17 protein-coding genes are annotated in these 16342 nt (G+C 69.4%); 9 read left to right on the plus strand and 8 right to left on the minus strand.

All coding sequences use genetic code 11. The features are described 5' to 3' along the window. Nucleotides 1-2: 2 nt before the first annotated feature. The 6 genes from EV653_RS03910 to EV653_RS03935 all read left to right on the plus strand — a co-directional run bounded on the left by EV653_RS03910 (nt 3) and on the right by EV653_RS03935 (nt 6836). Nucleotides 3-1106 carry a vWA domain-containing protein gene (locus tag EV653_RS03910; RefSeq protein WP_134098017.1) on the plus strand — a complete coding sequence of 368 codons (1104 nt, stop codon included), beginning with the start codon at nt 3-5 and terminating at the stop codon, nt 1104-1106. Further along, nucleotides 1099-2301: an XdhC family protein gene (locus EV653_RS03915; protein ID WP_134098019.1), complete on the plus strand. Its 1203-nt coding sequence runs from the start codon at nt 1099-1101 to the stop codon at nt 2299-2301. Before EV653_RS03910 ends, EV653_RS03915 begins: the two co-directional genes overlap by 8 nt. Nucleotides 2302-2408: 107 nt before the next feature. Continuing rightward, a complete protein-coding gene (locus EV653_RS03920; protein WP_134098021.1) occupies nt 2409-2879 on the plus strand; it encodes a (2Fe-2S)-binding protein in 471 nt (156 codons plus the stop codon). Continuing rightward, entirely contained in the window at nt 2876-5260 is a 2385-nt protein-coding gene (locus tag EV653_RS03925; protein ID WP_134098023.1) for a xanthine dehydrogenase family protein molybdopterin-binding subunit, read from the plus strand. Before EV653_RS03920 ends, EV653_RS03925 begins: the two co-directional genes overlap by 4 nt. Further along, nucleotides 5257-6111, plus strand: a complete 855-nt coding sequence (locus EV653_RS03930) for an FAD binding domain-containing protein (RefSeq protein ID WP_134098025.1) — start codon at nt 5257-5259, stop codon at nt 6109-6111. The genes EV653_RS03925 and EV653_RS03930 overlap by 4 nt, the downstream gene beginning before the upstream one ends. Further along, nucleotides 6108-6836 (plus strand): SRPBCC family protein, encoded by a 729-nt coding sequence (locus tag EV653_RS03935; RefSeq protein WP_134098027.1) that lies wholly within the window; start codon nt 6108-6110, stop codon nt 6834-6836. Before EV653_RS03930 ends, EV653_RS03935 begins: the two co-directional genes overlap by 4 nt. 11 nt (nt 6837-6847) lie before the next feature. Here the strand turns inward: EV653_RS03935 and EV653_RS03940 are convergent, their stop codons facing one another. Genes EV653_RS03940 through EV653_RS03965 form a run of 6 tightly spaced genes read right to left on the minus strand, consistent with a single transcriptional unit; the run spans nt 6848 to nt 11435 of the window. Then, entirely contained in the window at nt 6848-8617 is a 1770-nt protein-coding gene (locus EV653_RS03940; protein WP_134098029.1) for an ABC transporter permease, read from the minus strand. Beyond that, nucleotides 8618-9343 (minus strand): ABC transporter ATP-binding protein, encoded by a 726-nt coding sequence (locus tag EV653_RS03945; protein ID WP_134098031.1) that lies wholly within the window; start codon nt 9341-9343, stop codon nt 8618-8620. It lies immediately after the preceding gene. Further along, nucleotides 9340-9861: a PadR family transcriptional regulator gene (locus EV653_RS03950; RefSeq protein WP_134098033.1), complete on the minus strand. Its 522-nt coding sequence runs from the start codon at nt 9859-9861 to the stop codon at nt 9340-9342. Before EV653_RS03950 ends, EV653_RS03945 begins: the two co-directional genes overlap by 4 nt. 35 nt (nt 9862-9896) lie before the next feature. Beyond that, complete coding sequence (locus EV653_RS03955; protein ID WP_305000363.1) at nt 9897-10391, minus strand: NUDIX domain-containing protein; 495 nt, start codon at nt 10389-10391, stop codon at nt 9897-9899. Beyond that, a complete protein-coding gene (gene nfi, locus EV653_RS03960; RefSeq protein ID WP_134098035.1) occupies nt 10384-11037 on the minus strand; it encodes a deoxyribonuclease V in 654 nt (217 codons plus the stop codon). Before nfi ends, EV653_RS03955 begins: the two co-directional genes overlap by 8 nt. A 2-nt stretch (nt 11038-11039) precedes the next feature. Then, complete coding sequence (locus tag EV653_RS03965; RefSeq protein WP_134098037.1) at nt 11040-11435, minus strand: VOC family protein; 396 nt, start codon at nt 11433-11435, stop codon at nt 11040-11042. Between the two features lie 198 nt (nt 11436-11633). Between EV653_RS03965 and EV653_RS03970 the strand changes: the two genes are divergently transcribed. Next, complete coding sequence (locus EV653_RS03970; protein WP_134098039.1) at nt 11634-12728, plus strand: glycerate kinase family protein; 1095 nt, start codon at nt 11634-11636, stop codon at nt 12726-12728. A 158-nt stretch (nt 12729-12886) separates the two neighbouring features. Further along, nucleotides 12887-13243, plus strand: coding sequence for a HesB/IscA family protein (locus EV653_RS03975; protein WP_130446795.1), 357 nt, complete (start codon nt 12887-12889; stop codon nt 13241-13243). Between the two features lie 72 nt (nt 13244-13315). Here EV653_RS03975 and EV653_RS03980 read toward each other — a convergent pair whose 3' ends face one another. Then, complete coding sequence (locus EV653_RS03980) at nt 13316-14722, minus strand: DHA2 family efflux MFS transporter permease subunit (RefSeq protein ID WP_134098041.1); 1407 nt, start codon at nt 14720-14722, stop codon at nt 13316-13318. 89 nt (nt 14723-14811) lie between these two features. Here EV653_RS03980 and EV653_RS03985 point away from each other — a divergent pair, with 89 nt between their 5' ends. Next, the gene (locus EV653_RS03985) at nt 14812-15531 is read left to right on the plus strand and encodes a TetR/AcrR family transcriptional regulator (RefSeq protein ID WP_134098043.1); all 720 of its coding nucleotides are present in this window, start codon (nt 14812-14814) and stop codon (nt 15529-15531) included. Here the strand turns inward: EV653_RS03985 and EV653_RS03990 are convergent. Continuing rightward, a complete protein-coding gene (locus EV653_RS03990; RefSeq protein ID WP_134098045.1) occupies nt 15524-16336 on the minus strand; it encodes a MerR family transcriptional regulator in 813 nt (270 codons plus the stop codon). The genes EV653_RS03985 and EV653_RS03990 overlap by 8 nt on opposite strands. Nucleotides 16337-16342: the final 6 nt, after the last annotated feature.

Raw genomic sequence — 16342 nt, forward strand, 5'->3', positions numbered from 1 at the left:
CCATGACGACCGAGCCGACGAGCGCGGAGCCGGATCTCGCGCTGGCCGGCTTCGCCTCCGCGCTCCGCCAGGCCGGCCTCGCCGTGACCGCGGACCGGGTTCACCTGTTCCTGCGTGCGGTGGCCGCCCTCGACGCGACGATGACCGCCGACGTCTACTGGGCCGGGCGCGCCGCGCTCTGCAGCGGCCCTGACGACACAGCCCGGTACGACGAGGTGTTCGCCGCCTGGTTCTCCGGACAGCGATCGCGCGGCGTCGTCCGCCGTACTCCGCAAGCCTCCGTGCAGGCCGCGCTCGCGGACGATGGCGAGGGGCAGGACGGCAACCGCACGCTCAACGTCGCCGCGAGTTCGACCGAGGTCCTCCGGCATCGTGATGTCGCCGACCTGTCCGCCAGCGACCGCGCCGAGCTGGCCCGCCTGTTCGGCACGCTCCGGCCACGAGCCCCGGTACGCCGCGCCACCCGTCGCCGCCCTTCACATCGCGGCGACGTCGACCCGCGGCGAACGCTGCGCGCGCAACTCCGGCAGGTCGGCGAACCAGGCCGCGTGCACTACCGCCGCCGTAGCGTCCGGCCCCGACGGGTTGTCGTACTCATCGACGTGTCCGGATCGATGCGGCCGTACGCCGACAGCCTGCTGCGGCTCGCTCACACGATGGTCCAGCAGGCACCACGCGCGGTGGAAGTCTTCACGATCGGCACGCGATTGACGCGCGTGACTCCGGCGCTGCGTAGACGCGACGCGGACTTCGCGCTGCGGTCGGCGGGCGACGTCGTACCGGACTGGTCGGGTGGGACCCGGCTAGGAGAGGTGCTGAAGGTGTTCCTCGACCGCTGGGGGCAGCGTGGTACGGCGCGGCGGGCGGTCGTAGTCGTGTGCAGCGACGGGTGGGAGCGCGGCGACGCGACGTTGCTCGGAGCACAGATGCAACGGCTGGCGGGTCTCGCGCACCGCGTGGTGTGGCTCAATCCGCACCGGGGGAAGCCGGGATACGAACCCGTGCAGGCCGGGATCGTCGCCGTACTGCCGCACCTGGACGACCTGGTCGCCGGGCACAGCCTGACCAGCTTCGCCGAACTTCTGGAGGTGGTCGCCGATGCGTGATGTTCTCGACCGGTTGCTGAGTTGGTGGAACGCCGGCGAATCGGTTGCCGTCGGCACCGTTGTCGCGACGTTCGAGTCCGCGCCGCGGCCGCCCGGCGCGGTGATGCTGGTCGGCCCCGGTCTGGAGGCGGTCGGCAGTGTCTCCGGCGGGTGCGTCGAGGGCGCGGTCTACCAGCTCGGCGAGGAGGTCCTCGAGTCGGGCGAGCCCGTCCTTCAGCGGTACGGCGTGAGCGACGAGTCCGCGTTCGCGGTCGGCCTCACCTGCGGCGGCATCATCGACGTATTCGTCGAAAAGGTCGACCGGGACTCCTTCCCGGAACTGGCGGAGGTCGCCGCAGACATCGCCGCCGGCCGACCGGTCGCAGTCGCCATGGTCGTCGCCCATCCCGACCCATCGATGCTCGGCCGCCGCCTCATCGTCCGCCCCGACCCAACCCCCGGCCCGACGTCCGGCCTGGCCCCGTCAGGTGCGGCGCCCTCCTCTCTTCCCCGCCCCGAGCGGAGCGAGGGGCGGGTTGGTTTGAGCGGGAGCCTGGGCTCGGAGCGGGCGGATGATGCTGTGTTGGACGACGCGCGGGGGCTGTTGGCGAACGGGAGAACGGAGACCTTGGAGTACGGGCCGGACGGGCAGCGTCGGGGCGAGGGGATGCGGGTGTTCGTCTCGTCGTACGCGCCGGTGCCGCGTCTGCTGGTGTTCGGCGCGATCGACTTCGCGGGCGCGGTGGCGCGGCTCGGTTCCTTCCTCGGGTACCGCGTGACCGTGTGCGATGCGCGCGCCGTGTTCGCGACCGCGTCCCGGTTCCCGTCGGCCGACGAAGTGATCGTGGACTGGCCGCACCGGTACCTGTCGGGGGAGTCCGCGGCGGGCCGGATCGACGACCGGACGGTGATCTGCGTACTGACGCACGATCCGAAGTTCGACGTACCGCTGCTGGAAGTCGCCTTGCGCCTGCCACAGGTCGCGTACATCGGGGCGATGGGTTCGCGGCGGACGCACGACGACCGGCTGAAGCGGTTGCGGGAGGCCGGACTGACCGACGCGGAGGTGGCCCGGCTGGCCAGCCCGATCGGTCTCGACCTCGGCGCCCGGACGCCGGAGGAGACCGCGGTCAGTATCGCGGCCGAGATCATCGCCCAGCGCTGGGGCGGCGCCGGGCAACGGCTCTCGGCGGCGGCGGGACCGATTCACCACTGATTCACCACTGATTCACCACTGATGAACAACTGGTCGGACCTTGTGGGCGACATGACACGGGGAGCAGGATCGAACGTACGGCGGTGCTGACATCTGGAGGCGGGGCAATGACCCGGATCACAGTGAAGGTCGACGGAAGCAGTTTCACCGACGAGGTGGAACCGCGCACGCTGCTCGTGCATTACCTGCGCGAGCAGCTGGGAAAGACAGGCACCGTGGTCGGCTGTGACACCGGGAACTGCGGTTCCTGCACGGTCCACCTGGACGGGCGGAGCGTGAAGTCGTGTTCGCTGCTCGCGGTCCAGGCCGACGGTCACGAGGTGACCACGATCGAAGGGCTGTCGACCAATGGTCAGCTGCATCCGATGCAGCAGGCCTTCCACGAGCATCACGCCTTGCAGTGCGGATACTGCACACCGGGCATGATCATGCAATCCATCGATCTGATCGCCGACAATCCGGATCCGAGCGACGAGGACGTCCGGCTCGGGCTCGAAGGCAACCTCTGCCGCTGCACCGGCTACCAGAACATCGTCAAGGCCGTGCAGGCCGCTGCCGCCGCGGGCGGTGCGCAATGACGACCACCGAGGATCGCCCCGCCACCGAGATCGGCAACCCGCGACTCCGCAAGGAGGACGCCCGGCTGATCACCGGCCGGACCCGTTGGACCGACAACATCGTGCTGCCGGGGATGCAGCACATCGCGATGGTCCGCAGCCCGTTCGCGCACGCCCGGATCACCTCGATCGACACCGAGGCGGCCCGGGCGGCGACCGGGGTCGTTGCCGTGATCACCGGTGCGGACATCGCCGACGAGCAGGGCGCGCTGCCCAATGCCTGGGCAGTCGTCTCCGACCAGCAGGCCCCGGTGCATCCGTCGATGGCGGTCGACCATGTCGCGTTCGCCGGCGAGATCGTTGCCATGGTCATCGCCCGGACGGCCGCCGAGGCGAACGACGCCGCCGAACTGGTCGACGTCGACTACGAGGAACTCGCGCCGGCCCTCGAGCTCAGGGCCGCGGCGCGCGACGAGGTCATCGCCCATCCCGACCTCGGGACGAACGTGTCCGCGGTCTGGGCGTACGACTCGGCAGAATCCGGCACCGGCGGTGACGTCGAGGCGGCGATCGCGGCCGCTCGCAACGGCGGCATCGTGATCGAGAAGGAGATCCGGCAGCAGCGGCTGATCCCGGCGTTCATGGAGCCGCGCGCGATCGTCGTCGACCCGACCACCGAGCAGATGACGGTGTGGTCGTCGACGCAGGTGCCGCACTTCGTGAGGATCTTCATCGCGCTCGTACTCGGCATCCCGGAGAGCAAGATCCGGGTGATCGCGCCGGACGTCGGCGGCGGGTTCGGCGGCAAGCTCCAGTTCACCCCGGAGGAAGTCCTCACGGTCATCGCGGCCCGCCGGACCGGAAAGCCCTGTAAGTACTGCGAAACCAGGTCCGAGTCGTTGATGGCCGCGCACCACGGGCGGGATCAGTGGCAGCAGGTCACGCTGGCGGCGACTGCGGACGGCACGGTGACCGGGCTCAAGGTCGAGCTGACCGTGGACATGGGCGCGTACCTCGGCCTGGTGACGTCGGCGATCCCGCTGCTGGGAGCCTTTATGTACAACGGGATCTACAAGTTCCCGTCGTACCACCTCGGCATCACGAACGTCTTCACGAACAAGACCTGGACCGACGCGTACCGCGGTGCGGGCCGGCCGGAGGCGACGTACGCGATCGAGCGGGTGATGGACGAGCTCGCCGCCCGGGTCGGCGTCGACCCGCTGGAAATCCGCGAGCGGAACTGGATCAAGCACGAGGAGTTCCCGTTCTCGACGGTGTCCGGGTTGCAGTACGACTCCGGCAACTACGAGGCAGCGACCGCGAAGGCGCGCGAGCTCTTCGGGTACGACGACCTGCGCAAGGAGCAGGCGGAGCGCCGGGAGTCCGGCGACCCGGTCCAGCTCGGCATCGGCATCTCGACGTACACCGAGATGTGCGGGCTGGCGCCGTCGCGCTGGCTCGGCTCGATGGGGTACGTCGGCGGCGGCTGGGAGCATGCGGCCGTCCGCATGCTGCCGACCGGGAAGGTCGAGGTGGTCACCGGGACGAGTCCGCACGGGCAGGGCCACGAGACCGCATGGAGCCAGCTGGTCGCGGATCGCCTGGGTGTCGCGTTCGAGGATGTCGAAGTACTGCATGGTGACACGCAGGTCGCCGTCCGCGGCCTGGACACGTACGGCTCGCGCTCGCTGGCCGTCGGCGGGATGGCAGTCCTGGCGGCCGCCGACAAGGTGATCGAGAAGGCGAAACCGATCGCGGCCCAGCTGCTGGAGGCGAACACGGACGACCTCGACTTCTCCGCCGGCCGGTACGGCGTTCGCGGCACCGATGCGGGGATGACGCTGGCGGAGCTGGCGTTCGCGGTCTTCCAGGGACACAAGCTCGACGGATCCGCGGAAGGGTGTCTCGACGCGGACGCGACCCTCGATCCGGACGACTTCTCGTTCCCGCACGGCACGCATCTGTGCGCGGTCGAGGTCGACACCGAGACCGGGGAGACGAAGATCCGGTCGTACGTGAGCGTCGACGACGTCGGAGTGGTGGTGAATCCGTTGATCGTCGAGGGCCAGGTGCACGGCGGTCTCGCGCAGGGCATCGCGCAGGCGCTCTACGAGGAGGCTGTGCACGACGACTCCGGGACGCTGATCACCGGCTCGTTCGATCAGTATTTGTTGCCAGGGGCACCCGATCTGCCGCGGTTCGAGACGGCGCGGACCGAGACGCCGGCGACGACCAACCAGCTCGGCGTGAAGGGCGTCGGCGAGGCCGGCACGATCGCGTCCACGCCGGCGGTCGTGAATGCGATCGTCGACGCGCTCCGGCCGCTCGGCGTCACCGACGTGGTGATGCCGTGTACGCCGTACCGCGTGTGGAAGGCAATCCAGGAAGGAGCGCAGTCATGATCCCGGCGCCGTTCGAGTACTTCGCTCCCGCAACCATCGACGAGGCGTTGGGGTTGCTGCGTGAGCACTCCGACGCGAAGGTGCTGGCCGGTGGGCAGAGCCTGATGCCGGCGTTGCGGTTGCGGCTGGCGGCGCCGGACACGATCGTCGACCTCGCCAAGATCGACGAGCTGCGCGGCGTACGCGACGACGGCGACGTGCTGGTCATCGGCGCGATGACACCGCACAGCGTCGTCCAGTCCTCGCCGGTGGTGAACGAGCATGCCCGGCTGATCTCGTTGGCGACGGCAACGGTCGGGGATCCGCAGATCCGGCATCGCGGCACGTTCGGCGGTTCACTGGCCCATGCGGATCCGGCCGCCGATCTGCCGGCCGTCGCGGTGGCGCTGGACGCGTCGTTCGTGATCGCCGGCCCGGACGGTCGCCGCACCGTGTCCGCGGCGGACTTCTTCCAAGGCGTGTTCAGTACGGCGCTCGGCGAGGACGAGTTGCTGGTCGAGGTGCGGGTGCCGAAGTACACCGGGTGGGGCGCGCACTACGAGAAGTTCAACCGGGTCGCGCAAGCGTGGTCGATCGTGTCCGTTGCGGCGGCGGTCCGGCTCGACGGCGACTCGATCGCGGAGGCGCGGGTCGCGCTCGGCAACATGGGTTCGACGCCGGTCCGGGCGACCGCGGTCGAGCAAGCGCTGGTCGGCGGGCCCGCGACCGCCGACGCCGTACGGGAAGCCGCCGCGCGGGCTGCGGACGGGACGTCACCGGTCACGGATCTCAACGGCGACGCGGACTATCGGCGGCATCTGGCCACGGTGCTCACCCGGCGTGCGGTCCTGGCGGCGGCGGGTACGGCGTGAAGCTCGAGCACAAGTTCGTCGTACCGGCTCCGGTCGAGCAGACGTGGGCCGCGTTCAACGATCTCGAACGGGTGGTGCCGTGTTTCCCCGGCGCCACCCTGACGTCGTACGACGGGGACGAGTTCACCGGCTCGTGCAAGGTCAAGCTCGGGCCGGTGTCCCTGCAGTACTCCGGCAACGGCACCTTCCTCGAACGTGACCCGGCCGATCATCACGCGGTGATCGAGGCCAAGGGCAAGGACCGGCGCGGCAACGGTACGGCGACCGCCCGCGTCACGGCCCGGCTGGCCGAGTCCGGTCCGGGGTCGACCGAGGTCACCGTCGACACCGACCTGACAATCACCGGCCGCCCCGCCCAGTTCGGCCGCGGCCTGATCCAGGACGTGTCGAACAAACTCCTCGACCAGTTCACCACCTGCCTGAAAACCAAGCTGGACACCACACCAGCCGCCGGCACCCCGCCCGCCGACACCACACCGCCCGCGGACACCAAACCGTCCGCCGACACCTCGGCGACCCAAGACGCCTCCACGACTGACGACGCTCCACCCGCTGCCACGCCCCCGCCTCCACCCGACGCGCCACCACCGCCGACCTCGTCGGAACCCGCAGCGGTCTCCCTCAACCTGGGCAGCACCCTCCTCCCCGTCCTGGCCCGCCGCGCAGCGCCGTATCTGATCGGCGCCGCCCTCGCCCTACTCCTCCGCCGCCTGATCCGCCGCTAGGCCGTTATCCGCTAGACCGTCTCGGCGCTCAGCGTCCGCGCGACCGGATGCCGGGCGGCGAACCGGGCGGGCAAGGCTGTGAGCGCTGCGGTTGCGAACAGCGTCGCAAGGACCGCCGCGAGCAACCAGGACGCGGGCGGCATTGCGATCTGGCCGACACTGAAGATGCCGAAAAGGAAGATGCCCAGGTACACGCCGGCGACTGCACCTGGAACGGCGGGCAGGAGTTGGGCAAAGGACAACCCGGCCGAGACCTGGCCGGGCGTCGCGCCGAGTGCGCGAGTGACGGCCATGCTCACCCGCGACTCCATCGCTGTCATCCAAGTGATCGCGATGGTGTTGACGATGGCGAGTGCGACGAGCATGACGGTCACCGCGAGAAGTAGCCGGTAGTTCTGCTCGTCCCGGATGTTCGGCAGCGCGGCGTACGGTCTGACCGGTTGGGCGATGCCGATCAGCAATCCGGTGATGCCGGTGACGGTCGCCGCGGTGGAGAAAGCGTGCAGTACGGCGCGACCCGGTCGGCGCGCGGTCAACCGCAACCCCACCAGCAGCGACGTCGGGAGCACCGCGGACAGCGTGGTCAGCAGAGGGCGGTGGCGAAGGTACTGCGCGGGGCTGGTGAGCGCACTCACCGTGGCCGTCCGAAGCGCGCGCACCGTCGGCGGAAGCATGGTCAGCAATGCCACGGCCAGGACAAGAAGAGTGGTCGCGACGAGCGTGGTGCCGTCCGGCCCGACGACGCAGCCGATCAGGCTGGCGGTGGGGTTGGCGATCGCCGGCTCGACCAGGCGAGCGACGGCGAGCCCCAGGACCTGAGCTAGCACCGCGAGCGCGAGGAACTCCGTCAGAAGGACCGCGGCGATCAGACCGGGCGTCGCTCCGATGGCCTTGAGCAGGCCGGCCCGCCGGGTCTGCTCGACGATCCGTCCGGCGGCGAGCGCGGCGACGCCGGTGATCGCGAGGAAGCCGAGCAACCAACCGCCGACGACCAGGATCGGCTCGGTGCCGCTGAGGATGACCGTGTCCTGGGTGGCGATGAACTGCCAGGAGTGCAGGGTCAGCCTGGTCGTGGGGGAGCGAAGTGAAGAGCGAAAGGCGTTGGTAGCGGAGGGATCGCGCAGCTTGAGGTCCATTGCGGTGGTGACCGTCAGGTCCCGTCCGGCCAGCGCACTGGCGTCCTTCGCAGTCATCCAGACCAGGCCGCTCGGGTCGCTCGGTCCGCCCAGTGGGCCGATGCCTGCCGCCCACGGGTAGATCGAGGTCGCCGCGGTCACGGCGATCCCGACGACCGGGTACCTGCGGTCCGACACGGTGACGCGGTCGCCGACCTTCACGCCGAGTGCGGTGGCCAGACCGCGTTCCACTACAGCGCCGCCTGGACGGATCCACTCGCCTGACGTGACCAGCGGTCTGTTGATCGGTCCTGGGGTGAGGCTGGCGCCGTGCACGACCACACCAGAGCTCCGGCCGTGGACTGCGAGGTCGCTGTACACCACGGCATACGGACCGTTGTGTCCGACGACTTCCGGATGGGTAGCCAGGGACTCGAGTTCCCGGGTCGCGTCAGGGCCGGAGTCCGGAGCGAGCGCGACGACGTCCGGTCCGCCTGTTGCGGCGCGTGTTTGCCGGTAGAGCGCTTCGCAGGCACCGTTCAGCGACAGTCCGAGCGCCAGCGTGGCGACGGCTGCTGTCACCGCGAGTACGAGCATCGCGGCGTGGGCTTTGTGTCGCCGTACGTCGGCCAGTACCAGGCGTACGACGAGCAGGACCCGGCCCACTCAGCCCTCCAGTCCGATGAGGCCGGCGAGCCGCCCGGTCCCGTCGAGCAGTCGGGTGTCGTCGACGAACATGCCGTCGCGCATCGAGATCAGCCGGTCCGCGGTGGCGGCGACTCGTTCGTCGTGCGTGACGATGACAAGAGTCTGCCCGGCAGCGCGGAGCTCCGCGAAGATCCGCAGTACGTCGGTGGTCGCGGCCGTGTCGAGGTTGCCGGTCGGCTCGTCGGCGAGCACGACCTGTGGCTCGTTGGCGAGCGCGCGGGCGATCGCGGCCCGTTGACGCTGGCCGCCGGACAGTTCGGAGGGGAGGTGCCGGGCGCGGTCGGCCAGCCCGACCTGGTCGAGCAGGAAGTCCGCTCGTCTCCTGGCCTCGCGCAGCGACCGGCCGGCGAGCAGTGCGGGCAGTTCGACGTTCTCGGCGGTGCTCAACTCGTCGACCAGATGGAAGGCCTGGAAGACGAATCCGATCGACCGGCGGCGCAGACGTGCGAGGGCGCGCTCGCTGAGGCTGTCGGTACGGCGTTGTCCGATCCACACTTCACCGGCCGTCGGACGCTCCAGGCCACCCAAGAGATGCAGCAGCGTGGACTTGCCGCAGCCGCTGGGGCCCATCACCGCCAGCGTCTGCCCCTCCGGTACGTCGAGGTCGACCTCGTCGACGGCGCGTACCCGGCTCGCGCCCGCACCGTGCTCCTTGGTCAGTCTGCGGGTCTGGAGCACGTTCATGTGTCCTCGGGTTCGTTGTGGGGTGTCGACCAGGTGCGCTCGCAGATGTCCAGCCAGCGCAGGTCGGCCTGGAATCGCAACATGACGCCTTCGAGCAGGACAACCGCCGTGGAGCCGGCCGGCTCCGCCAATGCGGCCAGCTGCGCCTCCCGCAGGATCCGCAGCAGCTCACGGCGTTGAGCGGCGACGAGTTCGACCGGGTCGGCGAGCCGGGCGGCCGCGGCCACGACGAGCTTCAGATGAAACTCCGCGAGATCCGGCTTCGGCCTGGCGACCTCGGTCAGCCAGGCCGCAACCCGCTGCTGCCCGGAGGGCGTCAGCGCATACACCTTGCGGTCGGGGCTGTCCGACGGTTCGCAGACAATGAGGCCGGCCTTCTCCAGCCGGCCCAGCGTCACGTAGATCTGCCCTGGATTCATCGATTCGCCGAGCGGGCCAAGACTCTGCTGCAACCGTGCCCGCAGCTCGTAACCATGCGACGGCTCCTTGGCAAGCATCGCCAGCACCGCATCCTGCACGCCCGACCCCCTAACGGTTAGCTAATAGATAGCGGTTATCCGTCAGGCCTGTCAAAGTACAACTCACCGCCGAACACCGCCGGCAGAATCGACCGATGGCCGGCGATCACCGTCAGTCGGGCGGCCTCCTCAGCCGTGAACCACCCGGACTCGCTTACCTCCGCCGAAGTGCCGGCCTCGCCGCCGACTGGCTCGGCGCGGAACACCACACCGACGATCTGCACCCGATTGCCGTCGGGGTAGACGACCACGACGTCCGGGTTGGAGTAGACGCCGATCAGACCGGTCACTCGCACGGACAGCCCGGTTTCCTCGAGTGTTTCCCGCTCGGCTGCCTCCGCGGGGCGTTCGCCTGGTTCGATCGCGCCGCCCGGCAGGCACCACTCGCCGTTGTCGGTGCGTTTCGTCAGGAGCAGTCGCTCGCCGTCCATCACGGCCGCGGCTGCCCCGATCCGCAGTACGGCGGTGGCGCCGAGGCGGTCGCCGTACTCGTGTCGCGTGTACCCGGGCACCCTCGGCGCGTCATCCACCCTGCAGTCCTTCCCGGCATGCTCGGTCCGCCACGCGTGTTGTCTCCGGCAACCGATAGCGCGGTGCCAGGTGCAGGACGTGCTCGACAGCGGTCGGGAGACTCACGCGATGCCCGACCGACACATACACCGGTTTGACTGCGTCCTGGGTCCGCACCGCCGCCCCGACCACCTCGTCACCGTCGAGCAGGTCTGCGGTCGCGCCGCGTTCCGGTGCGGGGTGGGCGTGTGTTCCGACGAAAGTGGTCTTCGCGGCCCCGATCGCCGAGATACCCGTCAGCACGCCGAGATGGCAGGCGAGCCCGAACCGCCGCGGATGCGCGAGCCCCTGGCCGTCACACACCAACAGTTCCGGTCTGGTCGTGAGCCGCTCCAGCGCGGCGAGCAACGCCGGCACTTCCCGGAACGCGAACAGTCCCGGCACATACGGGAACGTCGTCTCCCCACGCACAACCGCGCGGTCCACTTCGCGGAGAGTCCCCCGATCGAGTACGACGACCGCGGCCGCCAGCCGATCGCCGTCGTACGCGACGTCCAGGCCCGCCACGTACCGCGGCGCCGGTCCCACATCCACAACCTCGACGAGCCCGCGCAGCTTCTCCTGCACCGCGATCGCCTCGACTGCCGTGGTGGGCCAACTCGGCATTGTCACTCGACCGTCGGCGGGCCGCTCGGGGGCCACTCGACCAGCTCGACGCGATAGCCGTCGGGGTCGGTGAGCCAGGAAGTCTTCGGGCCGTCGGCACCGCCGGGCAACTCAGGTTCGCCTGGTTGCAGGCCAGCCGCGGCCAGCCGGTCGATGGTTTCGCGCAGCGACGCGACCTCGATCGCGAAGTGCTGGAAGCCGCCGATCTCCACCGGACCGTCCGCCGGGCGGTGGACGAGTTCGAGGGACACCGACGGCTCATCGGGCAGCCGCAGCCAGACCAGGCTCGAGCCGTCGTCGAACGGCACCGTCCCGAGATCGACGTACCCGACCGTCCGATAGAAGGCGAGCGAACGCTCCAGCTCACTGACGCGCAGCGCGAACAGGATCGACTTCATACCGACGATCCAACTGGTGCCCGCCGGGCCCGTCAATCGTGATCTGCCTGCACAAGGACAGGAGGTGTCCGGCGTTTGCGGGGGATTCGCGGAGTGCCGAGGCGGGTGGAGTCGTGTACGTACATGACTACGTCCTGTCCACATGCCGCACGCTGGACCGTAGGCGGGCGAGTGCGAAGGGTGGGAGAGGATGTGCGCATGCGGATCCTGATTGCGCCGGACAAGTTCGCGGGGACGTTGACGGCTGTGGAGGCGGCTGCGGCTATCGAGGAGGGGTGGCGGCGGCGCGATCCGGGAGCCGAGGTGCTCGTCGCGCCGATGGCGGACGGTGGGCCCGGCTTCATCGACGTGCTGTCCGCGGTGGTCGACGGCAAGCTGCTTTCGGTCACGGTCCGTGGCCCGCTCGGTGAGGACACTCCGGCGACGGTCCTGATGGCAGGCGAGACGGCGTACGTCGAGACCGCGCAGGCGTGCGGACTGCATCTCGTGGAGCCGAAGGACCGTCGGCCCGAGGAGGCGACGACGTACGGCGTCGGGCAGCTGATCGCGGCCGCGGTCGACGCCGGAGCAAAGCGGATCATCCTCGGCCTCGGCGGCTCGGGGACGAACGATGCCGGCGCCGGCATGCTCGCTGCCCTCGGGGCGACGGGTGAGTCAGGTCACTTGGATGGTGGAGCCGCCGGGCTCCCCGGGTTGACCGCGGTGGACCTGCAGCCGGCGCGTGACCGTGTCGCGGGGGTCGAGTTCGTCGCAGCCAGTGACGTGGAGAACCCGATGCTCGGGCTGCGCGGCGCGACCAACATCTTCGGCTCGCAGAAGGGCATCGGGGACGAGCGGAAGCCTGCGGTCGACGGTTGGCTGACGCACTTCGCGGAGCTCGCCGATCGGAAGACGGCTGACAAGAAGGGCGCGGGTGCCGCGGGGGGACTCGGCTATGCGTTGCTGCTGCTCGGCGCCGAGCGCGTGTCCGGAATCGACCTGGTGGCAGAGCTCACAGGCCTGAAGGAGAAGGCCGCGCGGGTCGACCTGGTGCTGAGCGGTGAGGGCGCGTTCGACTTCCAGTCCCGGGACGGGAAGGTGATCGCCGGCGTCGCGAAGGTCGCGAACGACGCGATGCGGCCCTGCGTCGTACTCGCCGGGAAGGTGCTGATCGGGTCGCGGGAGATGCGTACGATGGGCGTCGAGTCGGCGTACGCGCTGGTCGACGTGGTCGGCGAGGAGCGGGCGTTCGCGGACCCGCACGGCTCGCTCGCGACGGTCGCGGAGCGTGTCGCCCGCACCTGGGCACGCTGATCAGGGATCGACCATTTCGACGATGTGGTAGTTGATCCGTGAAATTGGTGTGCGACCATGGGAATGAGCGCGGACCGGCCGACGTTGGTGCGTGTTGACAAGAGACTTCCGTGCTGACGAGCTGTCTGTCGGCACTTAGTAGATGACTGGAGTCAGGGATGACTGAAGCGCAGACCGAGCAGGCCGTCGCCACTGGTGTTCTCCTCACCGACGGGGCCGCCGCCAAGGTGAAGGCGCTGCTCGACCAGGAAGGCCGCGACGACCTCGCGCTGCGGGTCGCCGTGCAGCCGGGCGGTTGCTCCGGGCTGCGGTACCAGCTGTTCTTCGACGAGCGCCAGCTCGACGGTGACGTGGTGGCCGACTTCGGTGGCGTGAGCGTTGTCACCGACCGGATGAGCGCGCCGTACCTCAAGGGTGCGTCGATCGACTTCGTGGACACGATCGAGAAGCAGGGCTTCACGATCGACAACCCGAACGCGACCGGCTCCTGCGCCTGCGGCGACTCGTTCAACTGATCTACCCCCGAAGCCCCTGGCACCTCCCGGTGACCAGGGGCTTCGGCACGTCCAGACTTGGTGACGGTTTCGTCAGCCGTGGCTGACCGCCGATTCGCGCGCCCGCTTCGGGAGTGCGAAGGTGACGGCGAAGCTGACCACGAAGAGCCCGATCGCGACCAGGACCGAGGTCTTGGTGGCGCCGAGGAACGCGTGCGCCGGGAGCAACTGGAAGAACACGGTGCCGATCACTGCGACGCCGATCGCTCCGCCGTACTGCTGCATCGCGGTCAGCACGCCGGACGCCGAACCGGCAGCCTGGTCGTCGATCGAGGCCAGGATGATGTCGAACAGCGGAGCGAACACCAGGCCGGCGCCGATCCCGGTGGCGAGCGTCGCCGGCACCAGGTTCCAGACGGTTGTCGCGTCGCCGTACGCGTGCAGCGTGAACCAGACGCCGGCCATCGCCACGGTCATCACCGCAACGCCGAGCTGCAGCGCCTTGCGGCCGAGCTTCGGGGCGAGCAGGCCGCCGGACAGCGGGGCGCCGATCGCGATGCCGAGTGAGAACGGCACCATCGCGAGGCCTGCCTTCAGCGGGCTGTAGTGCAGTCCCAGCTGGGTGAACAGGTTGAAGACGAGCATGAAGCCGTTCATCGCGAGGAAGAATGTGGTGATCACGCCGAGGCCGGCGACGTACCCGCGGTTGCGGAACAGCGACGGGTCGATGACCGGGTTGCCGGAGCGGCGCTCCCGCCAGCCGAACAGCGCAAAGACGACGATCGAGCTGACCAGCATGAGGATCGTCCACACCGGCCAGCCGAGCTCGCGGCCCTGGACGAGCGGGTAGATCAGCAGCCCTGAGGCGAGGCTGACCAGCAGTACGCCGACGGTGTCGAGGCGGGAGGCGCCGGGCGTCTTCACCTCAGGCATGAACTTCCATGCGCCTACGAGGGCGGCGATACCGATCGGCACGTTGATGAAGAAGATCGTGCGCCAGCCGGCGTCGAACCAGTTCGCGTCGATCAGTACGCCGGCCAGGATCGGGCCGGCGACTGCCGACAACCCCATCACCGGACCGAACATCGCGAACGCCTTGCCGAGCTCCTCGGACGGGAAGATCGACTTCAGGATCGCGAAGCCCTGCGGGATCATCACCGCGCCGAGGAGGCCTTGCGCGACCCGGCTGCCGATCAGCAGCTCGGGGCTGGTCGCCAGGCCGCAGACCGCGGAGGCGACGGTGAACCCGAGGGCGCCGATCACGAACAGCCGCCGGCGGCCGACCAGGTCGCCGAGCCGGCCGAAGGTGATCAGCCCGATCGCGAAGGCCAGTGTGTAGCCGGCCAGCATCCACTGCATGGCGGACTCGGAGCCGCCCAGCTCGGCGCGGATCGAGGGGGCGGCGATGAGGATCGTCGCGAGCACGATCCAGCGCCAGCGGTACGGCGTACCTCGCGCGACGCTCGTGGTTCCGGGCGGGTTGTCAAGTGCGGTGCTCATAGCGGCCCCCTCGAAGAGATTGCGAACGGTGTTCGTTGACGAACACCGTTCTACTACCGAACAGTGTTCGCGTCAAGTACAGTGTTCGTATGACGCAATCGCCGTGGCAGCCGATCACCCCCGCGAAGCCCGCCCGGACGCCGAAGGAGCCGCTCAACCGGGAGCGGATCGTCGACGCCGCGATGCGGGTGCTCGTGGAGTCGGGGTACGAGGCGGTCTCGATGCGGAAGGTCGCGCAGGCGCTCGGCACCGGACCGGCGTCGCTCTACGCGCATGTCGCGAACAAGCGCGAGCTGGATCAGCTCCTGGTCGAGCGGGCGGCCGCGCAGATGAGGTACGACGAGCCGGTGGATCCGGCCCGCTGGCAGGAGCAGTTGAAGGCGATGATGCGCGAGATGCTGCGCGCGATGCGGGCGAATCCGGGCGTCGCGCGGGCCGCGATCGGCGCCGTACCGCTGGGGGAGCGGGCGCTGATGAGCACCGAGAGGATGCTGACGCTGCTGAAGGCCGGCAACATCCCGGACCAGGCCGCGGCGTGGGCGGTCGACCTGATTCCGCTCTACGTGACGGCGATCGCGTTCGAGGAGACGGTGCAGAGCGCGACGGACTGGACGCCCGATGATGTCGAGCGATTCGTCAGCGGACTGCGGTCGTACTTCGAGTCGCTGCCGGCCGACCGCTTCCCGTTGACCGTGGCGCTGGCGGGCGCGCTCACATCCGGCGCGGCCGGCGACGAGCGGTTCGAATTCGGCATCGCGGTCATCGTTGCCGGGCTGGCATCACTCGCCGAGAAGAATCCGGCTAGCTGATCGGTTCCTGGAGTTCGGTGACCCAGTCGGCGGGGTCCTCCGGCGTGTCGAGGTAGAGCTCGCGCGCCGGTTCGACCGCGCGATGGTTGTTCTCGTCGATCCAGCGCGCCACCGCCTGCCACGCCGGCAACACCTGATCGATCGGCCCGCGGTGCACCAGCGTCGCGGCTCGCGTCGCCGGTAGGTCGATCACGTCGAGTCCATTGAGGTTGCCCCCGGCATCGACCGCGGCCGGGACGGTCGCCCGGACGAGGACCTCGTCCTCGGATTCCTGATTGCGTTCGTACAGGCAGGTCAATCGGCCGGCCGGACGTACGTCGGCATCGGGCAACCGTCGGCCGAGCTCCGCGCAGAGCGGGCGCACCACGGGCGTGATGTCCTCGGGTGTGAAGCTCGCCGCGGTCGCCGTCAGAGCAACCAGCCGCACGGCGGGGAGCTCTTTGACGACGATGTCCGCAGGCGGGACATCGGCCTCCAGACCGCGCAACCGCGACTCGACCTGCGCGAGCCGCGCGTAACTCTCGGCCACAGTCGTCTGCAATTCTGCTCGTCGCATGGTCAGCAATGCGCGCAGCTCAGCCGGACCGAGATTGTCCGCAATCAGCGCGCCGACCTGTTCGAGCGTGAAGCCCAGATCCTTCAGCGCGACGATCCGGTTCAGATCGGCGAGCTGCCCGGCGGTGTAACTGCGGTAACCGGTCGACGGGTCGACGTACGCGGGCCGGAGCAGGCCGAGGGCGTCGTAGTGCCGCAGCATCCGAATCGACACCCGTCCGTGCCGCGCGAATTCACCGATCGCGAACATGGGATG

The sequence above is a fragment of the Kribbella pratensis genome, assembly GCF_004365355.1.
GTDB lineage: Bacteria > Actinomycetota > Actinomycetes > Propionibacteriales > Kribbellaceae > Kribbella.